This window comes from Chelatococcus sp. XZ-Ab1 (genome assembly GCF_029309855.1).
Classification (GTDB): domain Bacteria; phylum Pseudomonadota; class Alphaproteobacteria; order Rhizobiales; family Beijerinckiaceae; genus Chelatococcus_A; species Chelatococcus_A sambhunathii.
Genome location: NZ_JARKII010000021.1, coordinates 1 through 21,906 on the forward strand (window position 1 = coordinate 1; position 21,906 = coordinate 21,906).

The 21,906-nt window shown below is 66.3% G+C and carries 23 protein-coding genes and 1 tRNA gene; 17 read left to right on the forward strand and 7 right to left on the reverse strand.

The genetic code is table 11. From position 1 onward, the window contains the following. The first annotated feature begins 444 nt into the window (after window positions 1–444). The 3 genes from P2T65_RS20565 to P2T65_RS20575 all read left to right on the forward strand — a co-directional run bounded on the left by P2T65_RS20565 (window position 445) and on the right by P2T65_RS20575 (window position 3,100). A complete protein-coding gene (locus tag P2T65_RS20565) occupies window positions 445–777 on the forward strand; it encodes a hypothetical protein (RefSeq protein ID WP_276200623.1) in 333 nt (110 codons plus the stop codon). 7 nt (window positions 778–784) lie between these two features. After that, entirely contained in the window at window positions 785–2,647 is a 1,863-nt protein-coding gene (locus tag P2T65_RS20570) for a relaxase/mobilization nuclease domain-containing protein (protein ID WP_276200624.1), read from the forward strand. A gap of 216 nt (window positions 2,648–2,863) precedes the next feature. Further along, complete coding sequence (locus tag P2T65_RS20575) at window positions 2,864–3,100, forward strand: type II toxin-antitoxin system ParD family antitoxin (protein ID WP_276200625.1); 237 nt, start codon at window positions 2,864–2,866, stop codon at window positions 3,098–3,100. Window positions 3,101–3,172: 72 nt separating this feature from the next. Here P2T65_RS20575 and P2T65_RS20580 read toward each other — a convergent pair whose 3' ends face one another. Further along, window positions 3,173–4,537 (reverse strand): HipA domain-containing protein, encoded by a 1,365-nt coding sequence (locus P2T65_RS20580; RefSeq protein WP_276200626.1) that lies wholly within the window; start codon window positions 4,535–4,537, stop codon window positions 3,173–3,175. Continuing rightward, on the reverse strand, window positions 4,527–4,811 hold the full coding sequence (locus tag P2T65_RS20585; protein ID WP_276200643.1) for a helix-turn-helix domain-containing protein: 285 nt from the start codon (window positions 4,809–4,811) through the stop codon (window positions 4,527–4,529). The genes P2T65_RS20580 and P2T65_RS20585 overlap by 11 nt, the downstream gene beginning before the upstream one ends. A 266-nt stretch (window positions 4,812–5,077) precedes the next feature. Between P2T65_RS20585 and P2T65_RS20590 the strand changes: the two genes are divergently transcribed. The 6 genes from P2T65_RS20590 (at window position 5,078) to P2T65_RS20615 (ending at window position 9,350) form a co-directional block, all read left to right on the forward strand. Further along, complete coding sequence (locus P2T65_RS20590; protein ID WP_276200627.1) at window positions 5,078–5,737, forward strand: hypothetical protein; 660 nt, start codon at window positions 5,078–5,080, stop codon at window positions 5,735–5,737. A 24-nt stretch (window positions 5,738–5,761) separates the two neighbouring features. Then, window positions 5,762–5,902 carry a hypothetical protein gene (locus P2T65_RS20595; RefSeq protein WP_276200628.1) on the forward strand — a complete coding sequence of 47 codons (141 nt, stop codon included), beginning with the start codon at window positions 5,762–5,764 and terminating at the stop codon, window positions 5,900–5,902. 322 nt (window positions 5,903–6,224) lie between these two features. Next, window positions 6,225–6,437, forward strand: a complete 213-nt coding sequence (locus tag P2T65_RS20600) for a type II toxin-antitoxin system Phd/YefM family antitoxin (RefSeq protein ID WP_276200629.1) — start codon at window positions 6,225–6,227, stop codon at window positions 6,435–6,437. Window positions 6,438–6,795: 358 nt separating this feature from the next. Continuing rightward, a protein-coding gene (locus P2T65_RS20605) for an IS3 family transposase (protein ID WP_276200630.1) occupies window positions 6,796–7,985 on the forward strand; the annotation gives its coding sequence in 2 pieces (ribosomal slippage) (window positions 6,796–7,048 and window positions 7,048–7,985; 1,191 coding nt in all). A gap of 64 nt (window positions 7,986–8,049) precedes the next feature. Then, entirely contained in the window at window positions 8,050–8,568 is a 519-nt protein-coding gene (locus P2T65_RS20610) for a recombinase family protein (protein ID WP_276200631.1), read from the forward strand. Beyond that, window positions 8,511–9,350: a zinc ribbon domain-containing protein gene (locus P2T65_RS20615; protein WP_276200632.1), complete on the forward strand. Its 840-nt coding sequence runs from the start codon at window positions 8,511–8,513 to the stop codon at window positions 9,348–9,350. Before P2T65_RS20610 ends, P2T65_RS20615 begins: the two co-directional genes overlap by 58 nt. Here the strand turns inward: P2T65_RS20615 and P2T65_RS20620 are convergent. From P2T65_RS20620 to P2T65_RS20640, 5 genes are all read right to left on the reverse strand, one after another. Then, window positions 9,321–9,397, reverse strand: a tRNA-Arg gene (locus P2T65_RS20620). The genes P2T65_RS20615 and P2T65_RS20620 overlap by 30 nt on opposite strands. Before the next feature lie 193 nt (window positions 9,398–9,590). After that, a complete protein-coding gene (locus P2T65_RS20625) occupies window positions 9,591–10,934 on the reverse strand; it encodes an amidase family protein (protein ID WP_276200633.1) in 1,344 nt (447 codons plus the stop codon). A 41-nt stretch (window positions 10,935–10,975) separates the two neighbouring features. Continuing rightward, complete coding sequence (gene deoC, locus P2T65_RS20630) at window positions 10,976–11,635, reverse strand: deoxyribose-phosphate aldolase (RefSeq protein ID WP_276200634.1); 660 nt, start codon at window positions 11,633–11,635, stop codon at window positions 10,976–10,978. A 58-nt stretch (window positions 11,636–11,693) separates the two neighbouring features. After that, a complete protein-coding gene (locus tag P2T65_RS20635) occupies window positions 11,694–13,280 on the reverse strand; it encodes a gamma-glutamyltransferase family protein (protein WP_055461029.1) in 1,587 nt (528 codons plus the stop codon). A gap of 103 nt (window positions 13,281–13,383) precedes the next feature. Further along, window positions 13,384–14,382, reverse strand: a complete 999-nt coding sequence (locus P2T65_RS20640; RefSeq protein ID WP_276200635.1) for a TerC family protein — start codon at window positions 14,380–14,382, stop codon at window positions 13,384–13,386. A 269-nt stretch (window positions 14,383–14,651) separates the two neighbouring features. On the opposite strand from P2T65_RS20640, the gene P2T65_RS20645 reads away from it, so the two are divergent. From P2T65_RS20645 to P2T65_RS20680, 8 genes are all read left to right on the forward strand, one after another. After that, window positions 14,652–15,572 (forward strand): LysR family transcriptional regulator, encoded by a 921-nt coding sequence (locus tag P2T65_RS20645; protein ID WP_063189347.1) that lies wholly within the window; start codon window positions 14,652–14,654, stop codon window positions 15,570–15,572. 133 nt (window positions 15,573–15,705) lie between these two features. Continuing rightward, complete coding sequence (locus tag P2T65_RS20650; RefSeq protein ID WP_276200636.1) at window positions 15,706–16,752, forward strand: TRAP transporter substrate-binding protein; 1,047 nt, start codon at window positions 15,706–15,708, stop codon at window positions 16,750–16,752. An 81-nt stretch (window positions 16,753–16,833) separates the two neighbouring features. Then, window positions 16,834–17,448: a TRAP transporter small permease gene (locus P2T65_RS20655; RefSeq protein WP_276200637.1), complete on the forward strand. Its 615-nt coding sequence runs from the start codon at window positions 16,834–16,836 to the stop codon at window positions 17,446–17,448. Next, window positions 17,445–18,728, forward strand: coding sequence for a TRAP transporter large permease (locus tag P2T65_RS20660; protein ID WP_276200638.1), 1,284 nt, complete (start codon window positions 17,445–17,447; stop codon window positions 18,726–18,728). Before P2T65_RS20655 ends, P2T65_RS20660 begins: the two co-directional genes overlap by 4 nt. Before the next feature lie 32 nt (window positions 18,729–18,760). Then, entirely contained in the window at window positions 18,761–19,447 is a 687-nt protein-coding gene (locus P2T65_RS20665) for a DUF2848 domain-containing protein (protein ID WP_055461035.1), read from the forward strand. 34 nt (window positions 19,448–19,481) lie between these two features. Beyond that, the gene (locus P2T65_RS20670; protein ID WP_063189343.1) at window positions 19,482–20,276 is read left to right on the forward strand and encodes a putative hydro-lyase; all 795 of its coding nucleotides are present in this window, start codon (window positions 19,482–19,484) and stop codon (window positions 20,274–20,276) included. A gap of 97 nt (window positions 20,277–20,373) precedes the next feature. Next, window positions 20,374–20,922 (forward strand): methylated-DNA--[protein]-cysteine S-methyltransferase, encoded by a 549-nt coding sequence (locus tag P2T65_RS20675; RefSeq protein WP_276200639.1) that lies wholly within the window; start codon window positions 20,374–20,376, stop codon window positions 20,920–20,922. A gap of 8 nt (window positions 20,923–20,930) precedes the next feature. Next, window positions 20,931–21,848, forward strand: a complete 918-nt coding sequence (locus P2T65_RS20680; protein ID WP_276200640.1) for a universal stress protein — start codon at window positions 20,931–20,933, stop codon at window positions 21,846–21,848. Window positions 21,849–21,906 lie beyond the last annotated feature (58 nt).

Consider the following 21,906-nt stretch of genomic DNA (forward strand, 5'->3'; position numbering starts at 1 on the left):
GCCGGATCGCCTCCCATTCGAAATCCGTCAGATCGTAGCGGCCCATCGCAAAGCTCCCGAAAAGGAGCTTGAATCACAATCGCCACCGTCAGGGAACCCAGAGCCGTTTATGGGTTTACGGCCTAGCAGGTATCGAACCCGCCCCGGCTGAGGCAACGTTTCGCCGTTGCGTCACGACCGGGAGATTCTGCTCTCCCTGGACCCATCAGGCAGGGGCTTTCCGCGCCCCTTGCAACCACGGCCAGGGCTGTTCGCGCCCTGGGCCACGACCGGTGTTGCGGCACCGGCTTCGCGCAAAGGAGAGATGTCGGCTCTCCCTTTGCAATCCCATCGACCGGGGATCGTGCGCCCCGGACCCGCGTGTGACGCGGGCGGTGGGGTGGCGGCGATGGCGCGCGGAATGCGCGAGGCCGGCGACGCGGCGGCGCATTTATGTATGTGCGCATGACGGAGAAGAAGCGCGACGCCCCGATCTCTTACCGCCCGCCGGAAGCCCTCCGCGAGGAGTTCCGCGCGCGCGTGGAGAAGTCGGGCCTCACCGTCAGCGCCTTCATCACCGCCTCCATCTTTGCCCAAGAAGCCCCCCGTCAGGCCCGGCGCGCGCCCATCGAACAGCAGCAGGTCACGCGTCTCCTTGCAGAGACGGCCGCCCTGCATGATCGCCTGCGCGCGCTCGGCGATGCGGATCGGGTCGATCCGGCGCTGTTCGATGCAGCGGTCCGGGACCTGCAAATCATCCGCGCCGCGTTGCTGTCGGCCTTGGGGCGCCGACCATGATCGCGTCATGATTCCCAAGGCAAGCCAGCGTGCCGGCGGGCAGGACCTCGCCACCCATTTGCTGAACGGCTTCGACAATGAATATGTCGAGGTGGCGGAGGTCCGCGGCGCGGTCGCGCGTGATCTGCATGGTGCGTTCGCCGAGTGGGAGGCGATCGCCCATAACCTGACCCGCTGCCGGAATTACCTCTACAGCCTCTCGGTCAATCCCGATCTGGGCCAGGGGCAGCTCAGCCGCGCTCAGTATCTCGACTACGCCAACCGCGTCGAGCAGGCGCTCGGCATGGCGGGCCAGCCCCGCGCCCTCGTGTTCCACATCAAGGAGGGGCGCGAGCATTGTCACATCGTCTGGTCGCGCATCGATGCGCGGGCGGGCAAGGCCATCCACCAGGCCTTCGATCGTGACAAGCTGATGATGGTCACGCGCGCATTCGCGCGCGACCATGGGCTGGCGCTGCCGTCAGGCTACGAGCGCGGCAGTGATGACCGGAAGCGCAAATCCCTCTACGAGATGCAGCAGCAGCGCAATTCCGGCATCACCAAGGAAGAGCGCATGGAATCGGTCACCGCCGCGTGGAAGCGCAGCGACAGCCCGCAGGCCTTCGTCCGCGCCCTTGAGGAGATGGGCTATGTGCTCGCCACCGGCAAGCGGCCCTATATCCTCGTCGATCTCTACGGCAACATGAACGCCCTGCCGAAGCTGATCGATGACCGCTCCGTGCGCACGAAAGACATCCGCGCCTTCCTCGAAAAAGAGTTCCCGCCGGAGAGTTTGCCCAGCGTCGATGAGGCCAAAGCCCTCGTCGCGAAGCACAGGCAGGCGCGGGAGGACTTCGTCCAATCCGGTCGCGACGCGCGCAAGCGCGACCAGCTGAAAGCGGCGCAGCGCGCGCGCCGGGAGAAAGCGGAAGGGGCGCAGATTGCTCTCGTGACGCGTCACAAGGATGAGCGGATGGCGCTCGCGACGGCGCAGGGGGATGTGCGGCGGCAGTTGAAGGCGCGCTATCTCGATGAGGTGCGACGGGTGAAGGCGGCGCGGGAAGCCGCACGACCCACGGGGCTCGCCGCGTTCCTGGGGCGCGTGACTGGGGTCAGCTTCATCATCGGCAAGCTGCACAAGCATCGCGACGCGCAGCGTTATGCCGCCTATCAGGGGGAGAAGGCGGCGCTCATCGAGAAGCAGGACGACGCCCGCCGGGTGCTGGCGCATCGGCAGAAGCTGGAAATGCTGGATGCCGCGCGCGAAGTGCGGGCGCTGGCGCAGATCGAGGCGCGGGAGCTGAAAAGCTTCGCGGTGGCGCAGCGCCGTGTGGAGCGAATGCGGCAGCGCCAGGGGCATGAGCATATGCCGGCGCTCAACCTGGCCCTCAAACCCAAGGGCCGATCGGCAGTCCCGCATAAGGCCAAGGACCGTTATCGCAAGCCCGATCAGCGCCGCGATGATCGCCGTAAAGTTCGTGGTGCTGAGATTCCGGCGATCTTCACGATCGACAAGACGCCACCCGCCGCGATCAGCAAGCTGCGCGCGGCATTCGAGGAATCCGTGGCCAAGGCTCAGGAGGAGAGAAAGCGCACAGAAGGGGAGAAGGACGAAGGGCGGCGGGACGGTCGCGGCGGCGGCGGTGATGATCGCCGCCGTGATCGCAGGAGCGATCAGGAGCGGCCTTTGGATAACGCGCAGGCCACGCGCGATTTTACAGAGCCGCACTGGACGGAGCTGCCGCTGGCGGATGAGTTCCGGGAGGCGGCGCGGGACCGGGATGTTGTGGAGCGCAAAGGCGAGAGCGGCGGCGCGCGCATCCGGCGTTCGCGCTCATCGCGCGGGCCGACGCGTGATGATGACGGGCCGGATATCGAGCGGGAGCGGTAGGGCGGTTTATACGCGAGTGCGTATAAGGGGTAGATATACGCGAACGCGTATAGGGGAAGATGATCGCCTTTGCGCTTGAGCCTTTTTGTGCACTGTGGGTGCACGGATTTCAGTATTTTCAAAGAGGCCGCCTCCGGGGTGGGGCTGGGTCGCGACCAAGGGGTTTTGACAATCTTTGCCAAAATCTGCCATCCTGTTGAGGATAAGAGGACCACTATGGCCACCATGAATGTTTCCTTGCCTGATCCGATGAAGGACTGGGTCGAGGCACAGGCCCGGACGGGCCGCTACAGCAACGCCAGCGACTATGTGCGTGACCTGATCCGTCGGGATCAGGAGCGTGCGGAGAAAATCGCCCGGATGCAGGCTCTCGTGACGGAAGGTCTGGAGAGCGGTATCAGCGATGAATCCATGGACGACATCGCGGCGGCTGCGCGCGCCGGTGACCTGTAGGCTAAGCCTCTGATCAACTTATATCGCCATGGACATGCGGTTCTTCAGGACGTCGATAATTTTGGCATGTCGTCAACCGCGCCCGCTGATCAGCGCATCGCGCGCGGCATTGTAACTGTCATGCAGTGCTTTGTGGCCGGTGAGCCCTTCAAGGGCGTAGGCGTTCAGGAATTGGCGGCCGGCGAAAAATTTCCGGTCGACGGGGCTGAGCTCCGCTTCGTCGCAGACATCGTGCCAGTGCTGGGCGATCGTCGTGATCTGATGTTCGATCAGGGCGAGGGCTTCTGACTCTTTCAGATGATAATCGGGGGCGGCCATGAGGCAGGTCGCGAGCGTGCTGGCGCGGGCGTCGCCCTTGATCAGCATGGCTTGCGTGGCTTCGTTGCCGGTCCGGTTTTGCGGGCAGATGTCATAGGCGGGGCTGAGGCTCAGCATCGTGCCGTCCCAGAACGCAGCATGATTGCGGGCGTGGTCGTCGGTGTTGCCGCAGAGCACGTTGAAGCAGATGCGGCCATAGAGTTCCCGGAGCGTGTCCTTGGGGTCCGCAAAGCGGTGGCGGATCAGCTCCGCCAGGTCTTCATAGGACGCATAGCGGGCCATCATCTCGTCGAGGCCGAGCATGGTCAGCGCCGAAACCATGGCGCGGCGCGTCCAGCCGTCTTTTGTCGGGGTGCGGTCGAAGCGCTCGATCAGGAGCACGTCCTTGTTGGCGACGCGGGTCAGGGAAACAGGGGCGGTGTTCAGGCCGCAGGCTGCGGCCAGCTTCATCGCGATGAATTCTGCCTTCACGACGCTATAGGTGTCGTTGCTGGCGGAGAATTTGGCGATGAATTTCCGGTTGTCGTCATCGATCAGCGCCTTGGGGCGCGCCCCGCCGATCGAGGTGCCGTGATTGAGGGCCTGGTCGAGGGCCGGGGTGAGCGGGAGGCCTTTTTCAATGAGGCTGGCAGCTTCCTGGAGTTCAGCGAGGGAAGCCTGCGCGGCCAGGCGCGGGACGTATGTCGTGGCGGATTCCTGAAAATCCAGCGCACCAATCCGGTCGGAGCCGGATTGCAGGAGATAGGTCAGCTCGCTGATCTCGGGGATGCCGGCGGCATGGGGCTTGCTGCCGCTGAGCCGGTTGATGATCACCCGGCGGCCCCAGGCGTCGGGCGAGCCGTCGCGGATGCAGCTGGCCATATTCAGGCCGTTGAGCGGGGCAATCGTGCCTTCCTGGAGCGGCAGCTCGGGCTCATAGAGCGCGATCGCGTTGTCGCGGCGGCGGTAGCTCGCGCCGTAGGTGAAGAGCAGGCGGTTGCCATCCTTTACGAGCCGGCCGGCCACCACCGGCTCCGTGGCGTCCGGCAGCCAGACCCAGACGAAGGCCTCGGTGGGGTCGGTGTTCGTGGCGGCTTTCCTCGTCGTGGCTTTTCTTGTTGCGCCCGTCTTAGAAGTCATCATCGACCTCCTTCACACTGTGGCGGACGCTTTTGGGCAGCAGGGTCAGTTTTTCATCGAGGCGGGCATTGTGCATCTGGAGCGTGCGCTCGTCATAGTCGAACAGCCGCACACCCACGATCGAGGCGACCTCGAAGACGATGCCGATCTCAGGTCCCGGTGCGCCCTTTTCGATGCTGGAGAGAGTCGTGCGGCTGATGCCGGCACGGTCGGCCAGTTCCTGCGCAGTCAGGCCGCGCGCGGCCCGGCCGATGCGGATCAGCTTGCCGAGCATCGCCAGTGCCTGATGCGTCACCCTTGAATAGCTTCTCTTGCGCGGCACGTCCGTTATCCTGTCTGTTCATTGGTTTGGTCGCAAGGCGCGTTGATGTGCAGAATTTTGTACATTATGGCATGGCGACAGGTGAGACGTCAAGTTTTGTTCATTTGGTTGGACATAAGGGCAGTTTGCGACCATAATTCTGGACGTTGAGGGAGGGTGACTATGGGGAGCTGTGAGCAGGAGCGTGTGGCGGTGCTGGATCAGCAGTTCGGGCTGTCATGAAGGTCGGGTACTCGGAATTCGCGTACGGTTATGCCTTCACCGAAAACCTGATCCGCAGTTCGGCTTCGGCCCCGACCGGCGCGCCGGTCTTCCCGAACCTCGTGCAGGAGGCGAAGGCAGGCTATGACGTGCGGATCGATTTCCCCGCTGTCCCGCTTTTCTCTCAGTACAAGCTGCCCGAGTTGCTTACGCGTACCAGCGCGTTCGAGATTGCCGGCGGCAAGTGTCCCGGACTGACGCTTGAATTCTTCAGGATCGCGCTCACGCGCCGTGATGTGTCGCACCAGCACCAACTGCTGATCGATTGGGAGGGGCGCTATCCCGGCCAGGTGTTCTATGCCGCGCCGTGCCTAAGGGATGGGGCGGCATTCAACCACGCTTATAACAGCGTGGACGTTGCGACCGGTTCAGCCCTGTTTTCTCCTGACGAGATAGGGCCGCTGCCGGACGACAAGGTCCATACGATCGCCTACAAGCCGGGCTTGTCTTACGGGTATTTCTGCTCGGAGCCGCAGAGGATCACGGTGCATCGTCTTGAGAATCTGACCGGGCGTCTTGCCTCACGGTTCAAGGACAAGCGTTTCGCGGATTTCAGGAGGACGGCGCAGGACGTGCGCAACGCCGTGCGCGAGGCCGCATCGCCGACCCTGCGCTAGGCAGAGGATGCCATTGCCGGCAGGTTGCGGCAGACGCTGCCGCCGGATGGTGCCGACGGCGCGGCGCAGCCTGATCGGGCGGAGGCCATCCTCGATGTGCTTGTTGCCCGGGAGATCGCTCGTATTGATCTGGGAATTGACCTCGTGATTGCGCAGCCACGCTGATTGGTGCCGCCCTTGCGGGCGCGTCCGGCCCGGCCGGACCGGGCTCTAGCCTTGCGGCCCGGGTCAGAGGCCTCGGCCCATGCGGGAGACGATCCCTCGCGCGAGGCTAAGGAGGGCTCGGGAGCCCACCAGACAAAGCAGGGCCGGCCTGCTGTCCGGATCGCCGTCGCCCCGCCCGCTGTGAGGGCGACGGACGGCTCCGGACGAAGCAGGCTTTTTGTTCATTGATCGGTCAGTATTAGGGAAGCTATACGCAACTTCTTCGTTGCGGCATATGGCTTAAATAGCCATTATGGACCAAATCGCGCGGGGGCTTCCGCTCATGAAGACTATGTCGGCGAGGGACGCCAAGAACGCCTTCGGCATGATGATCGACCTTGCGCGTGCGGAGCCGGTAACGATCGAGAAGCACGGGCGGCCGGTGGTCGTGGTTCTCAGTGTCGAGGAGTTCGAGCGCCTCCGCGTTGGAAGCCGCCACAACGGGCAGCCGCGCGGTTCGGCAGCGCCGTCGACCGGCCGGGAGCCGGATCGCTGAGAGCCGCAGCATGAAAAAGTGAAAGAACTTGGTGCTATGAGAAGGGGGAAGCCAAAATCGCGCAGGGCGGCGGAATGTCCTGATCGTCGTACCGGAGGGTGCTTACGGATATGACACGCCGCAGGACTCCATACCCTGTTGTGGACGTGTTCGCCGGTCCGGGAGGACTGGGGGAAGGCTTTTCGACGTGCATCGACGATCATGATCGTCCGCGCTTTCGCAGCGTCGTTTCGATCGAGCGCGACGATTTTTCTCACAGAACCCTTTTCCTTCGCCATTTCCTGCGGTCGTTCTGACCTGCCACTGAGTTTTTCCTCCACCTGGAGTTAGAGTCCGGCCTCGATTGAAGGACGGACAGATGAAGCGGAAGCGGTTTACGGAAGAGCAGATCATCGCGGTGCTGCGCGAGCACGAGGCGGGAGCGAAGGCGGGCGATCTGGCCCGCCAGCACGGGGTCAGCGAGGCGACGCTGTATAACTTGAAGGCGAAATATGGCGGCATGGACGTGTCCGACGCCAAGCGCCTGAAGGCTCTGGAAGACGAGAACGCGAAGCTGAAGAAGCTGCTGGCTGACCAGATGCTGGAAGCTTCGGCACTTCGAGAGCTTCTGTCAAAAAAATGGTAGGGCCCGCCGCCAAGCGCGAAGCCGTCGCGCATCTGCAGGCCGTGATGGGCCTTTCGGAGCGTCGGGCCTGTTCCTTCGTCGGCGCCGATCGCAAGATGATCCGCTACCGGTCGTGCCGTCCGCCGGAGACCGAACTGCGCGGCAGGCTGCGTGAGCTTGCCAACGAGCGAAGGCGTTTTGGCTATCGCCGGCTGTTCATCCTGCTGCGGCGGGAAGGCGAGCCATCCGGCATCAACCGCATCTATCGGCTCTACCGGGAGGAAGGATTGACGGTTCGCAAGCGCCGGGCGCGACGACGGGCGGTGGGCACGCGGGCGCCAATCCTGGTCGAGGCGAGACCGAACGCGCGCTGGTCGCTCGACTTCGTGCATGACCAGTTTGCCTGCGGGCGGCGCTTTCGCGTGCTCAACATCGTCGATGACGTCACGCGTGAATGCTTGGCCGCGATCGCGGACACCTCGATCTCCGGTCGTCGGGTGGCCCGTGAGCTAACCGATCTGATCAGCCATCGCGGCAAGCCGGACATGATCGTTTCGGACCACGGCACCGAGTTTACCTCGAACGCGATCCTCGCCTGGTCGAAGGACCACCGTGTGGAATGGCACTACATCGCGCCGGGAAAGCCGATGCAGAACGGTTATGTCGAGAGCTTCAACGGGCGGATGCGCGATGAGCTCTTGAACGAGAGCCTGTTTTTCGGCCTCGACCATGCGCGCAGCGCCATCGCCGAATGGCGAGAGGACTTCAACACCGCGAGACCGCATTCCTCGCTCGGATACCAGACCCCGGCGGCCTTCGCCGGAACCCTCGCCGCAACCGGCTCCAACGCTTCGCTCGATAAGGGCTTCGCGTCTCCACCGGTTGCTCAACCCGCGCCATACGGCGTAACACAAACGGCCGAGGCTCTAATTGCCGCTGGATGACGGTTCAGTGGCAGGTCACAAGCTCGCCAAGAATGGCGTCAAGCTCGTCTCCATCACGCAGGAGATGGGCGACGATCCCATGCACGTCATGATGCGCCAGATCATGGCTCTCTTCGACGAGTACCAGTCGAAGGAGAACGCCAAGCACGTCCTGCGCGCCATGAATGAGAACGCGAGGCAAGGCTTTTGGAACGGCGCGCTGCCGCCGATCGGCTACCGCATCGTCGCGGCCGAACAGCGTGGATCGAAGACCAAGAAGAAGCTGGAGATCGATCCGCTGCACGCCGACACGGTGCGGCTGATCTATCGGCTCTTCCTTGACGGCGACGGCCAGACCGGTCCGCTCGGCGTCAAGGCGATCACCTGCTATCTCAATGAGCGCCGCATCTTCACCCGCGACGGCGGACGCTGGGGCCTCGCGCAAATCCATGCGATCCTGACCCGCACGACCTACATAGGCGAGCACAGGTTCAATACGCGCTCGCACAAGGATCGGGAGAAAAACCCGAGAGCGAGGTTGCGATCATGGCAGTGCCGCCGCTCATCGACCGCGACATCTTCGACACGGTGCAATCCAAGCTGAAATCCCGCAATCCCAATCTGGTGCCGGCTCGCGTCACCAGCGGACCGACCCTGCTCACGGGCATCTGCTTCTGCGCCAAGTGCGGCGGGGCCATGACGCTGCGCACTGGGCGGGGGAGCGCAGGCGCGACGTATCGCTACTACACCTGCTCAACCAAGGCTCGGCAGGGCAAGACAGGCTGCGCAGGGCGCACGATCCCGATGGACAAGCTGGATGACCTGATCGCGGGCCATCTGGAGGAACGGCTCCTCCAGCCGGAGCGCCTTGTAACCATCCTCGGTGACCTTCTCGATCGTCGCCAAGACCGCACCGAGCGCCGCCGCGAACAACTTGCAGAACTCAATCGGCGAATCACGGAAACTGACCAGCGGCTCAATCGCCTCTACGACGCTATCGAAGCCGGATTGGCCGATCTGAATGATTCGGTGCTGAAGGAGCGTATGGCCGGTCTTAAGGCGATCAGGGATCAGGCCACAGCCGATGCGGAACGTATTCAGTTGACGCTCGATAGCGCAGGCAATCAGGCTGTCACGCCCGATATGCTCGACGCATTCTCCGGTGCTGCCCGGGACGGGCTGAGGCTCGAAGGGGGCGGCTATCGGCGGGATCACCTGCGCGCCTTCGCTCAGCGCGTCGAGGTCGCAGATTCCGAAGTTCGCATTATGGGATCGAAGTCAGAACTTCTGCGAACGCTCGTGGCCGCTTCCAACGGGCAATCGGCGGCGTTCGGCGTTCATAGTTCTGTACTGAAATGGCGCACCCGACACGATTCGAACGTGTGACCTTCGCCTTCGGAGGGCGACGCTCTATCCAGCTGAGCTACGGGTGCTTCGCCAAGGCGGGCGCAACCTAGCCCAGCTTCGACGTTCCTGCAATCGGGGATTGGCGCTCCTCCCCGATGATCTCGGCGCAGCCCCAAAAACGCCACCGACGCGACCGCTTCATAGACCGGTGGCATGAGGCTTTCCGCACCATGTTACGAGGGAAGTCCGATCAGGTATATCACCCTGACCGGACACGGGTCAGTGCCTTGCGATGGCATGCTCGATCCACAATCCCGCGGCGAGAAGAGCGTCGTCATCGCCGGACGGGAGCGAGAACAGGGCGGAGGTCGGCAGGCCCTCTGCATTGGTGCCGGACGGCAGGGCAAGACCAGGCATGTCCAGGAAGCTGCCGGCCATCGTCAGCGTGAGCGTGGCGAGATTGATGCGGGCAAACAGTTCGGGGTCGGCTTCGAGCGACGCGAGCTCCGGCGCCACATGCTTGACGGTCGGGAGCGCGAACAGCGCGCCGGCGAGATCGTCGGCGATGGAGCGCGACAGCGTGGCCTTGAGGCTACGCAGACGTCCGACCGCCTCGGCGGTGATCGCCGCCGCACCGTCGAGCCGCTTCAGCACACGCGCATCGATGAGGTCGCGCTTTGGACCGCTGATCGCATCGAGATGCCAGGCGCGCGCCTCCACCGCGCCGAGCCAGCCGATCTCGGCGATGGCGCGCCGTGCCTCGCGCCAGGCAGCCACCGGCGCGCGGCGCACGCGAGCGCCCGATGCTTCGAGACCAGCGAGCATCGCTTCGAAATTGGCCCGCACTGTATCTTCGAGGCCGTCCTCCTCCAGCACCGCCGGGTCGACGACAATGTCGGGTGCGGCCGATGCGGCTTCGGCAACTCGCCCGGTACCCCGCATCACCGCGTCGATGGTCACACAATCGGCAACCGTCCGGGCGATGGGCCCGAGGCTGTCGAGACTCTTCGCCAGCGGATAGACACCGGCCATGGCATAGCGCCCGCCCGACGCCTTGAAGCCGACAAGACCGTTGAGGGCGGCAGGCACCCGTACTGAGCCGGCGGTATCCGTTCCGATGCCGACGGGAACGATGCCGCGCTGGACGGCGACCGCCGAGCCGGACGACGAGCCGCCGGGTACACGAGGGGTCGCCGCCGGAAAGTCTGGCGTCGGCGTGCCGAAATGCGGGTTGAGCCCAAGGCCGGAGAAGGCGAATTCGCTGAGATTGGTCTTGCCGAGCGGGATGAGGCCGACGCGCCGCGACGCTGCAACGACCGGCGCGTCCTCGCGGGCCATGGGCGCATCGTCCCGTGTGCGCGAGCCCGCGGTCGTCCGCGTACCGGCGATGTCGAAGAGGTCCTTCCAGGCGATCGGGATGCCGTCGAGCGGGCCGAGCGCCTGGCCGTTGCGCCGGCGCGCGGCGGCGGCGCGGGCCTCGGCCAGCGCCTCCTCGGCCATGAGGGTGATGAAAACGGCGGGGGCCGCGCGGGCCTTGTCGAGCGCCTCCTCGACGAGGCGCACGGGATCCGTCCGGCCCGACGCAAGGTCAGCCGCGATATCGGTCAAAGTCTGATGAGCCATGCCGTTCTTCTGTCCCTGGATGGATATGGCGTGTGATGGCGTCAGCCGGTCACGATGGCGACGCTGGCGCTCGCGCCGATGCGCGAGGCACCGGCGGCGAGCATGCGCAGGGCGTCCTCGCGCGTGCGGATACCCCCCGAGGCCTTGACGCCGATGCCCCGCCCGACGACGCGGCGCATGAGCGCAACATCTTCCACAGTCGCGCCGGCCTTGCCGAAGCCGGTCGAGGTCTTGACGAAATCGGCACCGGCGGCGACCGCGAGGCGGCAGGCCACCTCCTTCTCCTCGTCGCAGAGGAGGCAGGTCTCGATGATGACCTTGAGCAGCGCGGGACCGCAGGCCTCCCGCACGGCGGCAATGTCGGCGCCGACGTCGCCCTCCCGCCCCTCCTTCAGGGCGCCGACGTCGATGACCATGTCGACCTCGCGCGCGCCCGCAGCGACCACCCAGCGCGCCTCGGCGGCCTTGAGCAGGGAGGGCGTCGCCCCGAGCGGAAAGCCGACGACGGCGCAGGTGACGACGTCGCTGCCGGCGAGCGCCGCGGCGACATCCGGCACATGGACCGGATTGACGCAGACGGAGAAGAAGCCGTGCTCGCGCGCCTCGCGGCAAACCTGCGCGATATCAGCGCGCGTCGCGTCCGCCCGAAGAATCGTATGGTCGATGGTGCGCGCAAGTTCGGCGCGCGTCAGGGTCGTCATATGGGCCGCCTCTGCCTCGGGCACATCTTATAGGGCGCGCCGCGCAGCGCCCGCAAGCTCAGAAGCCGAGGGCGCAGCCGTCCTTGCGCTGGTCCGAGCCGGCGTGCAGCACGCCGCGGGCGTGGTCGATCCAGATGGCCTGCCCGCCGCCGAGCGGCGACGTGCGCGGCTTGATCGCATGGCCCTTGGCGGCGAGCGCGGCGATAACGCTCTCGCCGAGGGTCGGCTCTACCTCCAGCACGCCGTTGAAGGCGAAGCTGCGCGGCGCATCGAGCGCCGCCTGCACGTCGAGGCCCCGGTCGAGCATGCCGGAGAGGAAGGCCGCATGGCCGGCCGCCTGATAATGTCCGCCCATCACGCCGAAGGGCGCCACGGTGCGCCCGCCGCGGCGCAGGAGGCCGGGTATGATGGTGTGCATGGGCCGCTTGCGCGGGGCGATGGCATTGGGATGCCCCTCGATGAGGTTGAAGGACGCGCCGCGATTGTGCAGCACAATGCCCGTCTTGGGGTCGAGCCGCGTCGAGCCAAAGGCGTGGAAGATCGAATTGATGAAGGAGATGGCGTTGCCGTCGCGGTCCACCGCGCAGAGATAGACCGTATCCCGGTGCTCCGGCTCGTGCCAGAGCGCCGGTGCGCCGGCCTGCCCCATGTCGATGCGGCCGCGCAGCGCGTGTGCCACTTCGTCCGAGAGCAGTTGCTCGACCGGGTAGGGCAGATGCGCGGGATCGGCGATGAGCGCGTCGCGGTGATGGTAGGCAAGCTTGGTCGCCTCGGCATGGAGGTGCACGCGCTCGGCGAGCGGCAGCTTCTCCGACAGGTCGAAGCCGGCGAGCACGTTGAGCATCATGAGCGCTGCGAGGCCCTGACCGTTGGGCGGGCATTCGTAGACATCATAGCCGTGATAGCTGGTGACGATCGGCGTCACGTAATCGGCCCCGTCGGCCGCATCGGCGAAATCCTCGAGCGTGTGCAGGCCGCCGAGGCCGTTGAGAAAACGCACCAGGCTCTCGGCTGTGCGGCCGAGATAGAAGGCCGCGGCGCCATCGCGGGCGATCTCGCGCAGGCGCTGCCCGAGCAGCGGCTGGGCATGCCGCTCGCCCTCGGTCGGCGCGCGTCCGCCAGGCAAGAAAACGGTCTTGGCGCCGGCATCGCGCGCCAGAAGCGGGACCTCCTCCGCCCAGTCGAGGGCGACGCGCGCGGTGACCGGATAGCCATTCTCGGCATAGGCGATGGCGCGGACGAAGAGCCGCTCCAGCGGCAGGCGGCCGTGGTCGCGGTGCAGCTTCGTCCAGGCGGCGATGGCGCCCGGCACGGTGACGGCATGGGGGCTGGTGCGCTCGATGGTGGAGACGCCGAGGTCCTTGAGGCGTCCCACGCTCGCCGCCGCCGGGGCGCGGCCGCTGCCGTTGAGGGCGAGGACCTCGCCACCGGCCGGGGCGTAGAGGACGAAGCAGTCGCCGCCGATGCCCGTCATGTGCGGCTCGACCACGCATTGCACGGCAACTGCCGCGATGGCGGCATCGACGGCATTGCCGCCGCAGGCGAGGACATCAAGCCCTGCCGCGGTTGCGAGCGGGTGCGACGTGGCGATGGTCGCCTCGCCCGCAAGTGTCGGTCCACGTCCCGGCCTGAAGAAATCGCGCATGCCTGTCCCCAACCGCCCTGCCCTTGCCGCCTGCACGCGGTGCGACGCCGCGCCGGTCCCATGGCGGTAACAGCGGCGGGCGCTGCGTGCAAGGGCGGGGCGTTCAATGCGACAAGGCCTTCTGTCCTTCCCCGGCATGCCCCTCGTCCCGCGTCTTCCACAGAGACCAGCCGATGCCGGCGCCGAGGATGGCAAAGGTCACGGCGAGCGACCATTCGGCCGGGAACTTCGCCCAGCCGAAAAGATCGGCGACGAACACCTTCGAGCCGATGAAGACGAGCAGGACCGCCAGCGCTTGCTTGAGATCGGCGAAGCGGTGCAGCACTGCGGCAAGCGCGAAGTAGAGCGCGCGCAGGCCGAGGATGGCGAAGATGTTGGACGTGTAGACGATGTAGGGGTCAGTCGTGATGGCGAAGATCGCCGGCACCGAATCGACCGCGAAGATGACGTCGGCGATCTCGATGAAGACGAGCGCCAGGAACAGCGGCGTCAGGAAGAGGATGCTGCGGCCGTTGCCGCTGCGGCGACGCACGAAGAAGCGCTCACCGTGGAGGCGCCGCGTCACGCGGAAGCGGCGCTTGATCAGCCTGAGCAAGGGGTTCTGCGCGAGGTCCGTCTCCTGATCCCCCCACCACAGCATCTTGAGCCCGGTGACGATGAGAAAGGCGGCGAAGAGATAGAGCACCCATTCATATTGCGCGACGAGGGCGGCGCCGAAGCCGATCATGATGGCGCGCAGCACGATGACGCCGAGGATGCCCCAGAACAGCACACGGTGCTGGTAGCGCCGCGGAATGGCGAAGAAGCCGAAGATCATCGCGATGACGAAGATGTTGTCCATCGCGAGGCTCTTTTCGACCACGAAGCCGGTAATGTACTCGACGCTGGCCTGGGTGCCGAGCTGCCACCACACGAAACCGCCAAAGCCGAGACCAAGCACGATGTAGAAGGCCGAGAGCGCAAGGCTCTCGCGCACCCCGATCTCGCGGGAGCCACGATGCAGCACGCCGAGGTCAAGGGCCAGCAGCGCCATGACGAGGCCCATGAAGCCGAGCCACATCCACAGCGGATGGCCAAGAAAAAAGCTGGTGAGAACGTCCATCGGTTTCCTCTCTGTGCGGAGGGGAAACCCGATGCAGAACCCTGACTGGACAAAGGCAGAAATCCGGACCCTGCATCGAGTTCACCCGATGCGGTCCGACATCACGATGCATGGCATCGCCAGAGGGGCCCGGCCCGCGGCCGACGAAATGGGAAGTGGCCGGGCCAATGTCAAGAGCGGACGCGGCGCCGGCTGGTCGATTTTGCCCCGACAGGCGGCCTGATGCGCTAAGACGTCGGAACGCGGGTTTTTCAAAGGGCAGGCCGGCGATGATCGACCTCAGAAACATCGAGACCTTCTTCTGGGCGGCAGCACTCGGCAGCCTGCGTGCGGCCTCCGAAAAGCTCGGCACGACACAGCCGGCCGTATCGCACCGTATCGCCTCGCTCGAGGAGGCGCTGGGAGTGCGCCTCTTCGAGCGGGACGCACGCGGCGTGACGCTGACCGCCAAGGGGCAGGAGCTGCTGTCCCACGCCGAGCGCATGATCCAGCTCCGCTGCGACATGGTGCGCGCCGCCCAGGACCAGAACGTGATGAGCGGCACCGTGCGTATCGGGGTCGCCGAGACCATCGTGCAGACGTGGCTGTCGCGGCTCATCGAGCAGGTGCACGCCACCTATCCGGCGCTGGCGCTCGAGATCGAGGTCGACAGCTCGATGGTGTTGCGCTCGCACCTCATGTCGCGGCAGATCGACCTCGCCTTCCTGATGGGGCCCGTGCTGGAGGAACGGGTTGAGAACGTCCACCTGTGCACCTATCCGCTCGCCTGGGTGGCGAGCCCGCGGCTGAAGCTCGGCGACGGGCCCATCACGCTGAGGCGCCTGTCGGATCGTCCGATCATCACCTATCCCTCCAACAGCCGGCCCTATCTCGTGCTGCGCGACATGCTGGCGCGCGCCGGCGTGAAGGCCCGCCTCTACGGCAGCGCTTCGCTCTCCATGGTGGTACGCATGGCGCGTGACGGCATCGGCGCGGCCGTGATCGCCCCGGTTTTCCTCGACAAGGAGCTCGCCAGCGGAGACTTGAAGATTATTGATGTCGAGACCGATCCGCTGCCGGACCTGAGCTTCACCGCCACCTGGATCAACGGCCCGGAAAGCCACGCCGCCCGCGTGATCGCCGCGATGGCGCGGGAGGTTGCCGTACAAGCCGATGGCGACGTGACGAGCAGCTCCAAGGCGGCGGGTTAAACTGTATTTATACCCCCTATTCGAACATACGATTGGACAGGAAAATCAATCACGGCATGCAATGCGGGCAGGGCGCCGGCTGCGGCCGGTGCGGCGGAGAGCCGCCACAAATCCAGCCAGGGGGACTGACACCGTGAATTGCATCCTTCGTGCCGCCATTGCCGTCACCGCGCTCGCCGGATCGGCCGCGCTCGCCCAGGATCTGCCGAAGACGCACCTCAAGATCGTCGGCGGCCTCAGCAACCTCACGGCCTACAACGACTACGAGAGGCCGTTCTGGACCCAGAAGGTGCCGGAGCTGTCGAACGGCCAGATCACGGCCGAGATCAAGGGTTTCAACGAAATGGGACTGAAGGGGCCGGAGCTGCTGCGCCTCATGTCCCAGGGCGTCGTCGAGTTCGGCACGGCCACCCTCTCCTATTTTGCCAGCGACCACGCCATCAACGAAGCCATCGACCTCGCCGGTCTCGCCCCGGACGTGGAGACGGCACGCGCTGTCACCGAGGCGTTCACGCCGGTCTACGAAAAGTTCTACGGTGACGGCGCCAAGGTGAAGCTGCTCGGCATCTCGACCTATCCGGCACAGGTGCTGTTCTGCAACGCGGAGATCAACAAGCTCTCCGACCTCAAAGGCAAGAAGGTGCGCACCTCGAGCCGCACCCAGGCGGAGTTCGTCGAGGCCTTCGGCGGCACGAGCGTGACCATGGCCTTCGGCGAGGTGGTGCCGGCCCTGCAGAACAAGGTGGTCGACTGCGCCATCACCGGCTCGCTCTCCGGCTACTCGGCCAAGTGGTACGAGGTCTCCACGCACCTCTATGCCCTGCCGATCAACTGGAATCAGCAGATTCACGCCGTCAACCAGGCGGCCTGGAACAAGCTCGACCCCAAGGTGCAAGCCTTCATCGAGACGAACGTCAAGACGCTCGTCGACGACATCTGGAAGGCAGCCGCCGAGCAGACGGAGCTGGGCTATGCCTGCAACACGGGCTCCGATGCCTGCACCCTGCCGGTCAAGGGCAAGATGAAGCTGGTGACGCCGAGCGAGGCGGACCGCCAGTTGCTGCGCGGGGCGCTGGGCGAGATGGTGCTGCCGAAGTGGGCGGCGCGCTGCTCGGCGGACTGCGTGAAGGATTTCAACGACACCGTCGGCAAGGTGCTCAACATCTCCGTCTCGAAGTAAGGGAATGGTGCGCCGCCCGCGCGGCGCACTCACCCGAGGCGCCGCAGCAGCGGCGCCCCCGATCCCGACGAGGTGGAGCCCATGTCCCTGCATCGTCTTTCCCTCGCCGGCCTGACGCGCGGCGCAGAACGCCTGTCGCTTCTCGCCGTGTGGGCGAGCGGCGCCCTCACCATCGGCAGCGTGCTGCTGATCTCCTTCGACGTCATCGCGCGGAAGTTCTTCGGCTTCAGCACCGGCGGCGCCGACGAACTGTCGAGCTATGCCTTCGCCATCAGCACGTCCTGGTCGCTCGCCTTCGCCACCTTGCAGCGGGCGAATGTTCGCGTCGACGTGATCTATCAGCACCTTCCGGTGCGCCTGTCGGCCCTCCTCGACTGGATCTCCATCGTCGCGCTCGGCGTCTTCATGGCCATGCTGACGTTCTACGCCTACGACGTCGTCACCACCTCCTGGGCTGAAGGTTCGACCGCCAACACGCCGCTCGGCACGCCGCTCTACATCCCGCAGGGACTATGGCTGGCGGGGCTCTGCTGGATGTGTCTCGTCCTCGCGCTGATGCTGCTGCGCGCTTCGATCGCGCTCGCCAGCGGCGATACCGACGCGGTCAAGGCCATCGCCGGCGTGCGCTCGGCGAAGGAGGAGGCAGCGGAAGAGGCGGCAGCCGGCGAACGCCTCGTCAAGGAGGCTGCGGCATGATCGCGACTGCACTCGTCCTTCTATTCGTCCTCATCGGGCTCTCCATTCCGGTCGGGGCGGCGCTCGGCGTGCTCGGGCTCATTCTCGACCCGCTCTATTCCATGCTGCCGCTGACGCGCGCCATGGGCGAGCTCGCCTGGAGCACGAACAACGAATTCCTGCTCGTCGCCATCCCGCTCTTCATCCTCCTCGGCGAGGTGCTGCTGAGGGCCGGCTTCGCGGAGCGCATGTATGCGGCCATGAGCCTGTGGCTATCGTGGATGCCCGGTGGCCTGATGCATGCCAATATCGGCGCCTCGACGCTCTTTTCCGCCACCTCCGGCTCGAGCGTCGCGACGGCCGCCACGGTCGGCACCGTCGCCATCCCGCAGATCCGCCGCTACGGCTACAACGAGCCGCTCTTTCTCGGCAGCATCGCGGCCGGCGGCACGCTCGGCATCCTCATCCCGCCGTCGATCAACCTCGTCATCTACGGCGTCCTGACCAATTCCTCGGTGCCGAAGCTCTATCTCGCCGGCATCATCCCGGGCCTGCTCATGGCCGGGCTGTTCATGGCCGTCATCGCCGGCGGCTGCCTGGCACGGCCCGGCTGGAGCGGTCATCAGGTCCGCGCCTCGTGGGGCGAGCGCTTCCGCGGCCTCGTGCATCTTGCCCCGCCGCTCGGCATCTTCCTCCTCGTCGTGGGCTCGATCTATGCCGGGCTGGCGACGCCGACGGAAGCGGCAGCGCTCGGGGTACTCGGCGCCCTCATCCTGGCCGCCTGCTTCGGGCGCCTGACATGGGCGATGCTGCGCGGCGCCGTCGAAGGCGCCATGAAGTCGACGGCCATGATCATGCTGATTGTGATCGCGGCCGGCTTCCTCAACTTCATCATGTCGGCAACCGGCCTCACCGACGCCATCACCGGCTCCATGAGCGGCCTCGGCCTATCGCCCGCCTGGATGCTGCTGATCGTCATCGTCTTCTACGTCGTGCTCGGCTGTTTCATGGAGACCCTCTCCATGATGATCACGACGATCCCGATCATCGCGCCGATCATGATCGGCCTCGGCTACGATCCGATCTGGCTCGGCATCGTCATCATCGTACTGGTCGAGGCGGCGCTGATCACCCCGCCCGTGGGGCTCAACCTCTTTGTCGTGCAGAGCCTGCGCAAAGCCGGATCGATGGACGCGGTCATCGTGGGCACGCTGCCCTTCGTCCTCGCCATGTTCTTCATGCTCGCGCTACTCGCCTTCTTCCCGGCGCTCGCCCTGTGGCTGCCGGGCCTCTTCGGGTGAGCGACCAAGCTTCCTACCGCTGAAGGACCATCATGAGACTTGCCTTCGACATCGCCGGCGCTGCGGGCGCCGGTGCTCTCGACATCGACATATCGGCGCTCGTCATCGCCGGTTGGGCCGGGCGCGATCGCCACGCGATCGAGCACCACATTGAGGAACTCGCCGCCATCGGCGTGCCGCGGCCGAGCACGGTGCCGCTCTACTACCGCGTGTCGGACAGCCTGCTGACGCAGGCGCCGCGCATCCAGGTGGTGGGCGGCGAGAGTTCGGGCGAGGTCGAGGTCTTCCTCTTCCAGGCCGGCGGCGAACTCTTCGTCAGCCTCTCGTCCGACCACACCGACCGCAAGCTCGAGACCGTGAGCGTCGCCCTGTCGAAACAGGTCTGCGCCAAGCCGGTGGCGCGGCAGGCCTGGCGCTTCGCAGAGGTCGCCGGCCACTGGGACGAGCTCGTCATCCGCTCGCACATCGTCGAGAACGGCGCGCGCGTCGTCTACCAGGAGGGCCGGCTCGCCGCGCTGCAGCCGCCGCTCGACCTCGTCGCGGGCTTCACCGGCGGCGCGGCCACGCTGCCGGAGGGAACGGCGATGCTCTGCGGCACCGTCGGTGCCAACGGCGGCATCCGCCCGGCCGTGTCCTTCACCATGGAGCTCTTCGACCCGCGCAGCGGCCGCACGCTCGGTCACGGCTACGACATCGAGGTTCTGCCGGAAGTCGCGTGAGCCGCCGTTCGGCCAAGAGCAAGGGACATCATCCATGTCACCAGACTTCGACCGCGCGGATCCCCATGCGGTGCGCCTTGCCGCCCGCACGGGCGCGCTGACGGGACACACGGCCCATCTCGCGCCGGGGCGCGTCCAGGCGAATCTCGCCATCCTGCCGGTGGCGCTGGCCCATGACTTCCTGCGCTTTTGCCAGCGCAATCCCAAGCCCTGTCCGCTTCTGGCCGTGTCCGAGCCCGGCGATCCGATGTTGCCGATGCTCGGACGCGACGTCGACATCCGCACGGACGTGCCGCGCTACCGCGTCTGGCGCGACGGTGAACTCGTCTCCGAGCCGACGGACATTCGCGACCTGTGGCGCGACGACCTCGTCGCCTTCCTCATCGGCTGCTCCTTCTCCTTCGAGGCGGCGATGCTCGCCGACGGCCTGCCGGTGCGCCACATCGAGCAGGGCACCAACGTGCCGATGTACCGGACCAACGTGCCGACCGTTGAGGCCGGCCCCTTCGGGGGACCGATGGTCGTTTCCATGCGGCCGCTGACCGCCGCCCAGGCCATCCGGGCCGTGCAGGTGACGTCGCGCTTTCCGGCCGTGCACGGAGCGCCGGTGCATCTCGGCGACCCGGCCGCGATCGGCATCGCCGATATCGGCAAGCCGGACTATGGCGATCCCGTCGAGATGCGGCCCGGCGAGATCCCGGTCTTCTGGGCCTGCGGCGTGACGCCCCAGTCGGTCATCGAACATGCCCGCCCGCCGTTCTCGATCTCGCACGCGCCGGGGCACATGCTCGTCACCGACCTCAGCAACAGCGCCGTCGCGGTGATGTAGAGGGCGCTCGCGCGCCCGCGACAACGACAGGCGAGAATTTACCCGGACGGCCTCGCCGGCTATGCTCGTCCGGCCCCGAACAGCGACGGGCCGGACGATGCACCATTACGCCATCTTCGAGACGGACGCCGGCTTCTGCGGCATCGCGTGGGGCGAGAGCGGCATCGTGCGCTTTCAGCTGCCGACCACGGACGCCGCCGGCACCGAGCGCCTGCTGCAACGGCGCCTGCCGGACGCGGTCCCAGGCACGCCGCCTCCACCCGTCGCCGAGACGATCGCGGCGGCAAAAGCCTATTTCGCCGGCCGCGAGACGGATTTTTCCGCCTGCGTGCTCGACCTTGGCGGCCGCGATGCCTTCGCCAGGGAGATTTATGCCGCGGCCCGGCGCGTCGGCTGGGGGCATACGACGACCTACGGCACGCTCGCGCGCGAGGTCGGCGCCGGCCCGGAGGCGGCGCGTGACGTCGGCCGGGCCATGGCGGAAAACCCGGTGCCACTGATCATCCCGTGCCACCGGGTGCTGGCGGCTGGCGGGCGGCTCGGTGGCTTCTCCGCCCCCGGCGGCACCGCGGCCAAGCTGCGCATGCTGGCGCTGGAGGGGATCGACCTTGCGCCGGAACCGGCGCAACGGTCCTTCGCCTTCTAGGGCTCGTCATGCCGCGCTTGATCGGCCTCAAGGCGGGGCCGAAGCAGCGGCTCCACGATGCCCTGCGGCAGGCGACAGGGAGCCACATCATGATCCGCGACATTCTCGTGCATCTCGACGGCAGCGCGGCAGACGAGACGCGCATCATCCATGCCGAAGCCATCGCCGGGCATTTCGATGCCCATGTGACCGGGCTCTTCACCAATATCGTGCCGACGCCCTACATCCCCGCGGCCGACGGCCTCGCCGCGGCCAGCATCCTCGAGGAAAGCCGCCGGCAGGCCGAGGCGGCGGGAGAGTCCCAGGCGGCACGCCTGGCGCAGCGCCTCGACACGCTCGCAATGCCCAGCGAACTGCGCCGGTTCGATCTTTTCGCCGATGCCGTCTGGAGCGCCGTTGCGCGGCAGGCGCGCGCCTGCGATCTCTTCGTCGCCCTGCGCCCGTACGGCGCCGACGGTTCATCGCACTGGCCGGAGGTGGTGGAGGCCGCCCTCTTCGGCTCCGGCCGCGGAGTCTACCTTGCGCCACCCGATGCGCCCGCTCGGGCGTTCGAAACCGTGCTCGTCGCCTGGAGCGATACGCGCGAGGCCGCCCATGCGGTGGCGGAGGCGATGCCCCTGCTGCGACTGGCGAAGCAGGTCGTGGTCGCCACGGTCGACGCCGATGGCCCTCCCGAGGAAGATCGCGAGGAGCCCGGCGCCGATCTCGCCCGCCATCTCGATCGGCACGGCGTCCGGGTCGAATTGCGGCACGTGCCCGAATGGCGCGAGGTTTCGCGTGCGCTGCTCAACGAGACCGAGAAGAGCGGTGCCGATCTCGCCGTGCTCGGCGCCTATGGGCATTCGCGCCTGCGCGAATGGGTGCTCGGCGGGGCGACGCGCGATTTCCTGACGCAATGCCCGGTTCCGATGCTGATGGCCCATTAGGCCGGGCCATCAAGAGGTGGCCGCCCCTGCGGATGCCGGGGCGGCCTCGTTTCGCCCC